The organism is Finegoldia sp. P2-F-LR (genome assembly GCF_052932265.1).
In genome coordinates this window covers 241,553-250,469 of the sequence record NZ_JBRFJF010000001.1, presented here as the reverse complement: position 1 = coordinate 250,469, position 8,917 = coordinate 241,553, and the positions used below count along the sequence as shown (strand labels likewise).

The window sequence follows — 8,917 nt, the reverse complement described above, 5'->3', positions numbered from 1 at the left end:
AAGTACTCCAGAACAACCAAGTACTCCAGAACAACCAAGTACTCCAGAACAACCAAGTACTCCAGAACAACCAAGTACTCCAGAACAACCAAGTACTCCAGAACAACCAAGTACTCCAGAACAACCAAGTACTCCAGAACAACCAGGAACACCTGAACAACCAAGTAAACCTGAACAACCAAGTAAATCAGACCAACCAAGCAAACCAGTAAGACAAAGTAAGAAATTACCAAAAGCTGGTGCTGATTACGAATTATTGAAACTTGCAGCTGGTGCATTATCAATAGTTAGTGGTTTGGGATTATCTCTTGGAAGAAAAAAAGAAGACTAATAAATAAATATAGTTAAATTTTTGGAAGCAATTCATATGAGTTGCTTCTTTTTTTATTAAATTTTCATATTTTATAATATTCTTGACAAAATAATAAAATCATTCTAAAATGATAATGCAAATAATTTGCATTAATAAATTATTATATGGAGGGTTTATGAAAAAAATTTATAGGATATTATTATTAACTCTTATGATTGGTGTGGCATCAGGATGTACTAGACAAAACAATGATGTTAACAATCAAAAGGTGCAAGAACAAAAAGAAAAAAGTGATGACAAATCAACTGAAAAGTCCGATTCAAAGAAATTATATGTTAGTTTCTATCCGATTGAATATATGGCAAAAGAAATCGCTAAGGATAAAATTGATGTGGTAAATGTTATGCCAAAAGGCGCTACAGTTCATGATTGGGAACCAACTGCACAAGATATTAAAAATTTATCTGATTCAAAGATGCTTATTGTTAACGGTCTTGGATTGGAAGGTTGGTTAGAAGATGTTAAATCTAGTTTAAAAAACACGGAAATAGTTGATTCATCTACAAATATTGACAAGATTAAAGCTGAAGAAGAACATGAACACGACCATGACCATGAAGAACATGAACACGACCATGACCATGAAGAACATGAACACGATCATGACCACGAAGAACATGAACACGGACATGATCATGAACATCATCACCACGGTGAATTTGATCCACATGTTTGGATGAGTCCAAAACAAGCTAGAATTCAAATGAAAAATGTGTATGAAGCTATTATTAAATTTGACTCTGAAAACAAAGATTTCTATGAAAAAAATTACAAAGAATTAGATAAAAAGTTTGACGAATTAGACAAAAAATACGCTAAAGTTTTGGCACCACAAAAGGACAAATATTTCATCGTGCCACATGAAGCTTTTGGATATTTAGCTAGAGATTATGAAATAAAACAAGTTCCTATTGAGGGTATTAATTCAGATTCAGAACCTGATTTAAATAAGATGAAAGAATTGACTAATTTCGCAAAATCACATAAGATAAATACAGTATTTTATGAAATGGGAGAAAGCGATAAGATTGCAAATTCTTTGGCTAAGGAAATCAACGCAAAGACTGCTGGGTTATCTACTATAGAAGCTAAGACTCAAGATATCGAAGATGGAAAGGACAATTATTTTTCATTGTTAGAGAAAAACTTGGATGCAATCTCACAAGCAAAATAATATGAATAATATAATTAGTGTAGAAAATTTGAATTTTTCGTATAGAAACGAAAAACTATTAAGGGATATAAATTTTAATATCGAAAAGGGAGATTTCGTAGGGATAACCGGAGCTAATGGCTCCGGTAAATCTACGTTATTGAAACTTATTTTAGGATTTCTGAAAGCAGATAGTGGTGAGATTAAATTTGCTGGAGGAAGGGACAATTTTAGTTTTGGATATGTTCCTCAAAATAATCACGAAAAGAGCATTTCTTTTCCTATTACAGCATGGGAAATCGTGGCTATGAATGTAAGCGATGATGAGAATATTAAAGCTAATGAAAAAATCGAAAACGCGTTGTCTATTGTAGAAATGAAAGATAAGAAAAATTATGACTACAATAAGATGAGCGGTGGGGAACAGGAAAGAGTCATGATTGCAAAGGCGTTGGCTAACGATCCACAAATTTTGATTTTTGACGAACCTACCGCAGGACTAGATCAACGAAGCAAGGAAAATTTGTTTGATTTGTTGAAGCATTTGAATATTCATCATAATATAACGATTCTGGTGGTTACTCATGAGCTGGATTTTACTAAAGATTATTTTAACAGGATTTTTAGATTGGATAATGAATTTGTTGAGGTGAAACATGTTTGAGATGTTTTCTTATGATTTTATGAGAAGAGCTTTTATTGTGGGGATATTAGTGTCAATTATTGTTCCTTTGATAGGAACCTTTGTAGTTAACAAGAAAAACTCCATGGTAGGAGATGCTTTGAGTCACAGTTCCTTAGCTGGTGTTGCCTTGGGACTTATTTTTGGAATAAATCCTGTTATAGCGGCGATTTTCGTATGTGTGATTGCAGCTTTTGGAATAGAAATCATCAGAAAAAACTTCGCCAAGAGTTCTGATTTGTCAACTGCGATTGTGATGAGTAGCGGTATTGGACTTGCTGCAATCTTGTCAGATTTTGTTCCTGGCGCTGCGAATTTTCAATCATTTATGTTTGGATCTATTGTAGCTATTCCAGATATTGAATTGTACACAGTAATTATTGTGAGTTTTATTGTTATTGTGACTTATGTGCTGTTGTACAAAAAATTAGTGTATATTATTTTTGATGAAGATGGAGCGAGATTGTCTAATATCAACGTAGGACTAATCAATAAAATATTTACTTTTTTGATAGCTATCACTGTTGCTATTGCGTCTAGAACTGTCGGTGCACTTATGGTTTCAAGCTTGATGGTTATACCTGTGTCTTGTGCAATAATGGTTTCTCATTCCTTTAAAAGAACTGTGGTTAATTCATCGCTATTTGGAGTATTGTTTACGATTATTGGTATCAATATGTCTTATTATTTTCAATTAAAACCAGGTGGCTCAATTGTGTTGACAGGACTTTTAGTTCTGATAATTTTGATGATAGTAAATAAATTTAGAAAAAATAATTAACTGTAAACACTGCATTATGAATTTTGAATTAATTTATTTTGTGGTGTTTTTTAGTGTATAAAACGTTGTAATTTGCAATTTTTACAAGTATAATAAAAGGATAGGAGGCGATAGCATGAACAAAATGATTAAAAAAATAATGATATTAACATTGGGAACATTAATACTTACTTTTGGCTTTTTCTTTTTTATAATGCCTTTTAATTTAACTATTGGTGGAATTTCTGGTATTGCGATTAGCTTGAATGCTTTTGTTCCACAAATTCCAACGGGTATTTTCGTTATGATTATGGATACTATTTTGTATATTATAGCGTTTATTATTTTGGGAAAAAGCTTTGGGGTTTTGTCGATATATTGTTCATTTATTTTTGCAAGTTCAACGACGTTACTTGAAATTTTGCTACCAAATTTCAAACCTTTAACTGATGATATTTTGATTAATTTGATTTTTGGAATTATTATTTCCGCTGCTGGTATGGCATTGGTTATCAATCAAGGGGCATCTACTGGCGGTACGGATATTATCGCAATGATAATAAGAAAATATTTTTCAATTGATGTGGGTAAATGTATGCTTGTAGCAGACTTTTTTGTTGTGTTACTTGGTATGTATACTTTCGGAACAAAAAGTGGAATGTATGCTATGCTTGGTATTTGTATCAACTCAGTTGTCATTGACAAGGCTATCGCTGGTCTAAATACAAGGGTAAATATGATGATAACGAGCGATAAATACAAGGAAATTAACGTTTATATTATAGATCAAATTTCAAGAGGATCCACTATTTATAAAGCAGTTGGTGGTTTTTCTGATAATGAAAAATTTGTTATTAATACGATTGTTTCAAGAGGAGAGTATATTAAGATTAAAAATTACGTGAAATCTATTGATCCTAAAGCATTCGTATGTATTTCGTATGTCAGTGAAGTGCTTGGTGAAGGATTTACTTACGATCCAGTAGATAATCCAGAGCTTGAAATACTTCCTGGTGGAATGAGTTAGAATGGAGAAGAAATGTATAAATTAGGACAAAGAGAGAATTTAAAAATTGATAAGATAAATACGGAAGTTTTGTTGAAAAAAGACAACGAAAATAATTTTGTTAGAATGAATGTAGACGAACTTTCTGGAGAAAAAGTTGGCGATGTTGTCGATGTATTCATTTACAATGACAATAAAAAACTAATGGCAACGAAGAAGCAACCTAAGATTGAATTGGGTAAGATTGCAAGACTAGAAGTAAAAGACATTACTAGAATTGGTGCTTTCTTAGATTGTGGCTTAGATAAGGATATTTTGTTGCCATTTAAGGAACAAACTTCAAAATTGGTAAAAGGTCAAAAATATTTAGTGTATTTGTATATTGATAAGTCGAACAGATTGGCACTTACTATGAGAATTAAAAATTTATTAAAAAACGACAGCGGCTATGTTAAGAACGATTGGGTAGAAGGCGTTATATACAACATAGTGGACGGTCTAGGAGCTTTTGTAGCTGTAGACAATAAATACGAAGGACTTATTCCTGCAAGTGAATTAACGGGCGTTGTAGACCTTGGAGAAGAAGTCAAATGTAGAGTTACAGATGTGAAGTCTGATGGAAAGTTAGATTTGTCATTTTTTGAACCTGCATATAAGCATATCTCATCAGATGCTGATGTTATTATGGAAGAACTTAAAAACTCTGATGGATTCATTAATTTTAACGATAAAACAGACGCCAATAGAATTAAATCGGTATTTAATATGTCAAAATCCAGTTTCAAAAGAGCTGTTGGAAGACTATTAAAAGAAAATATGATACAATTTTATAAAGACGGAATAAAATTAACTAGTAAAGGGAGAGGTAATAATGGAAGACAACAAAGATAAAGTATTAGCAGTAGTAAATGGTGAAGAAATTAAACAATCAGAAGTTGATAATTTTATTCAAGCTTTAGGTTATAGAGGGGCACAGTTCAATAACGAAGAAGGAAAGAAAAGATTAACTGATGAATTAATCAACAGAAAACTTTTATTCTTTGATGCTAAAAAATCTGGCTTAGATAAAGATGAAATATATGTAAAAGAAGTTAAAAAACAATCCGAAGAATTGTTGAAGGATTTTGCTATGGCTAACATAATCAATTCTGTTAGAGTATCAGATGAAGATTTGAAGGAATATTATGAAAACCACAAAGATAATTTCAAAGTTCAACCAACATTCACAGCTTCTCACATTTTAGTTGAATCTGAAGATTTGGCTAATGAAATTAAAGAAAAAATCGATAACGATGGTGATTTTGCACAATTAGCAAAAGAGTATTCTACATGTCCATCAAAAGAACAAGGTGGAGATTTGGGAACATTCCAACAAGGTCAAATGGTTAAGGAATTTGAAAATGCTTTGATTGAAAATGAAATTGGAGATATCGTAGGACCTGTTAAAACACAATTCGGTTATCACATTATTAATATTAAAGATAAAACTGAAGGAAAAGTAAAATCTTTTGAAGAAGCTAAGAATGAAGTTAAACAAACACTATTACAATTGAGACAACAACAAGCATATATAGATGCTACAGACAAATTACAAAAAGAATACAAAATCGAAAAATTTTATTAATAACAAATGGAGAAGTTAAATGAATAATCTTAAGAAGAAGATAGTAGCTTTATGTCTAACATTTAGTATGGTATTTAGTACAGGCACTGCTGTACTTGCGAAGGAACAAGATGATAATGCAAGTCCTAAAAAAGTAGAGTCAACTATGAATAGAATTGAAGGGCGAGATAGATTTGCGGTTGCAAATAAAGTGATGGAAGATTATTATCAAAACTCTAAAAAAGTAGTGCTTGTATCTGCGATAAAGTTCCCTGACAATATCAGTTCTACTGTTATGAGCCAAGGACAAATCCCGATATTATACACTTATTCAGATAAATTAGACGCATCTACTGAAAAACTTTTAAAATCAAAAGATTTGGACGAAGTCATAATTATTGGTGGAGAAAAATCTGTTAGTAAGGCTGTTCAAAATCATATCGAAAAAGATTTGAAAATCAAAGTTGTTAGATATGCTGGATACGACAGATATGCAGTTAATGCTAAAATAGTTTCTGAAAAGTTCTCTAGCAAAAATGCTGAAAAACAAAACTTGGTTGTAGCTAGTGGAGAAGTATTTGCAGATGCTATTAACGCTACGTCTTTAGCCCAAAAACACAATGCACCAATATTATTAGTATCAAAAAACAAGATTTCTAGCGACACAAAAGATTATTTACAATCTTTCTATAAAGGAAATATAGGTAAAATTTTTGTAGTCGGTGGGCAAAATACAGTTTCTGATAAAGTTGTTCAAGAAATCAAAGCTATTACTAATGTAAAACCACAAAGAATCTTTGGATCTAACAGATATATGACATCTGTCAGAGTTGCAAACGCAAGTTTTACTGCGCCAACTAAAGCGATATTTGCTAGTGGTGAAGTTTTTGTAGATGCATTAGTAGCGGCACCACTTTCACAAAAGCTAAAAGCACCAATACTATTGGTTTCAAAATTATCTATTACAAGTGATGTAAAATCATATATTGGTAGCAATTCTTTTGAAGAAATGTATATTGTAGGTGGAAAAAATACAGTATCAGAAAAAGTAAAAGATTTGATTTTGGATAACAAATCAGACGAAACTATAACAACTGATCCAAAATATCCAGGCAAGAAAATAAAACGTACTAAACCATTACCAGGATTAGAAAATGAACAAGAATTTCCTGTTCAAATCAGTGATGATACAATTGTAATGGTACGTGGTCATTACGATGATGAAATGGCGGATGAAATACTAAGACTTTTGAATCAATACCGTAAAGAAAATGGACTAAAAGCATTAAAACAAGATAATTCATTATCACCGGTTGCAAAAACAAGGGCAACTGAAATTGTTCATTTATTTGAACACGTTAGACCAAGAGGTGGATTGGTAACAGATATTTCTAACATCAATGGAGAAAATATCTATAATGGCCCATACACTGCAAGTGGAGCAATGGAAGCTTGGAAAAATTCTCAAGGACACAATGAAAATATGTTAAGAGAAGTGTTCACAAGAGTTAAAATAAAAGTATTCGTTACAAAAGCATATTACGAAGATTCTGATCAAACTTATGACAGATATTACGCAGTTCAAATATTCGGAATTTGATATCAGATTTTATCTAAAATTATGTGATGTTATAATATTGACAAGAAATCGAAATATAAACTAAAAGAAATATTTGATTTTTGAAATTTAATAAAAAATATACGAGATTCATAATATGACACTAACACAATATTCGTAGATTATTGTAAGATTGGGGTCGGTATGAGTCTCTTTTTTTACATTAAAAATAGTGGGAAATTACGGCAGTTTGATAAAATATTATGACATAAGTGATTTTATATACGTTATTAAAATAAAATAACACCAAGAATATAACAAAATTTAAATAAAACTGTTAAAAATCTATTGAATTACTTGCTCTTTTTTAAATTGTATTGTAAAATAATTTGGGTTTAAAATGCAATATGTATTTTACATATAAAACAACATAAAATAAGGAGTGATTTAAAGAAAATGAGTAAAACTGAAAAGAAAAAACTAGGATTAATACCAAAATTATTAATCGCGATTGGATTAGGTACTTTGGCTGGTTTGTATATGCCTCAATGGTTCGTGAAGACTGCTGTAACATTCTCATCAATGTTCGGCGCATTTCTAAACTTTGTTATTCCACTTATGATTATCGCTTTTGTAACAAAGGGAATTGCTGATCTTGGAGAGGGAGCTGGACAATTATTATTAGTAACTGTTGTAATCGCTTATGCATCTACTCTTATTGGTGGGTCATTATCATATGTTATGAGTTCTAATATATTCCCAGCATTTATAAGTCCAGACCAAGTTTCTAAGATTCAAGCCTCAACTAAGATAGGCATGGATCCATTTTTTGAAATTCCAATCAAACCATTTTTTGATGTAACTTCATCAATTATTTTCGCATTTATGATGGGAATTGCAATTTCATGGTTAAGAAAACAAGGTAAAGGAGAATATTGCTACAATTTAATTTCAGAATTTAATGACATAATCACAAAAGTATTGTCAACTGCAATTGTACCATTGTTACCTTTCTTTATTTTTGGTAATTTCTCAAAAATGGCATTTACTGGATCTGTATTTGCAGTTCTTTCAATTTTCTGGAAGATATTCTTATGTGTAATTGCACTTCACTTAATATATGTTTCTGTATTATTTATAATAAGTGGTACTTACACGAAGAAAAATCCTATAAAGTTAATCAGAAATCAAGTAAAAGGATATTTAACAGCGATAGGAACTCAATCATCTGTTGCGACAATTCCAGTAAACTTGGAATGTGCTAAGCAAAATTCAGTAAGTAAAAGTATTAGAGATTTTGTAATTCCATTGGGAGCTACTGTTCATATGCCAGGTTCAATGATTACAATTACAGCATGTACTTTTACAATCTTAACAATGTATGGAATGGAACATTCTTATTTACTAATGTTAAGATATATGGCAATTCTTGGGATAGCTATGGTTGCTGCTCCAGGAGCTCCAGGTGGAGCAATTATGAGTGCATTGCCATTTTTGCCAGTAGTTGGAATTCCATCTGAAGGGGAACTTGCATCATTGTTGATGACACTTTATTTGACACAGGATTCATTTGGAACTGCTGCAAATATTTCTGGAGATACTGCTATTTCAGTGGCTATCGATAAAATATTTAACAGACATATTGTAAAAAATGATGAGTATAAAGACGGTTTCAATGAAAAAGTAATAAATGAAGAAGATTTATAATAAAAATATTTGGCTAGGCTCTGTGAGCCTAGTTTTTGTTTAGGAAATTTTTTTGTTTTTTCGAGAATGAACACG

General features: G+C 31.3%; 8 protein-coding genes and 1 pseudogene. All 9 read left to right on the top strand.

The window, feature by feature from the left end; all coding sequences use genetic code 11:
- Positions 1-331, top strand: a pseudogene (locus tag ACU68W_RS01210) (hypothetical protein); the annotation flags it as partial.
- Positions 332-488: 157 nt separating this feature from the next.
- Positions 489-1,547 carry a metal ABC transporter solute-binding protein, Zn/Mn family gene (locus ACU68W_RS01205; RefSeq protein WP_446755962.1) on the top strand — a complete coding sequence of 353 codons (1,059 nt, stop codon included), beginning with the start codon at positions 489-491 and terminating at the stop codon, positions 1,545-1,547.
- Position 1,548: 1 nt separating this feature from the next.
- Positions 1,549-2,190: a metal ABC transporter ATP-binding protein gene (locus tag ACU68W_RS01200; protein ID WP_278736339.1), complete on the top strand. Its 642-nt coding sequence runs from the start codon at positions 1,549-1,551 to the stop codon at positions 2,188-2,190.
- Complete coding sequence (locus ACU68W_RS01195; protein ID WP_102163934.1) at positions 2,183-2,989, top strand: metal ABC transporter permease; 807 nt, start codon at positions 2,183-2,185, stop codon at positions 2,987-2,989. Before ACU68W_RS01200 ends, ACU68W_RS01195 begins: the two co-directional genes overlap by 8 nt.
- A gap of 115 nt (positions 2,990-3,104) precedes the next feature.
- On the top strand, positions 3,105-3,995 hold the full coding sequence (locus ACU68W_RS01190) for a YitT family protein (protein ID WP_102163933.1): 891 nt from the start codon (positions 3,105-3,107) through the stop codon (positions 3,993-3,995).
- Positions 3,996-4,007: 12 nt separating this feature from the next.
- Positions 4,008-4,865: a CvfB family protein gene (locus ACU68W_RS01185; protein WP_094205811.1), complete on the top strand. Its 858-nt coding sequence runs from the start codon at positions 4,008-4,010 to the stop codon at positions 4,863-4,865.
- On the top strand, positions 4,846-5,598 hold the full coding sequence (locus ACU68W_RS01180) for a peptidylprolyl isomerase (RefSeq protein WP_094205810.1): 753 nt from the start codon (positions 4,846-4,848) through the stop codon (positions 5,596-5,598). Before ACU68W_RS01185 ends, ACU68W_RS01180 begins: the two co-directional genes overlap by 20 nt.
- A 19-nt stretch (positions 5,599-5,617) precedes the next feature.
- Positions 5,618-7,177 carry a cell wall-binding repeat-containing protein gene (locus ACU68W_RS01175; RefSeq protein WP_102163931.1) on the top strand — a complete coding sequence of 520 codons (1,560 nt, stop codon included), beginning with the start codon at positions 5,618-5,620 and terminating at the stop codon, positions 7,175-7,177.
- Between the two features lie 414 nt (positions 7,178-7,591).
- Positions 7,592-8,842, top strand: coding sequence for a dicarboxylate/amino acid:cation symporter (locus tag ACU68W_RS01170; protein ID WP_102163930.1), 1,251 nt, complete (start codon positions 7,592-7,594; stop codon positions 8,840-8,842).
- Positions 8,843-8,917 lie beyond the last annotated feature (75 nt).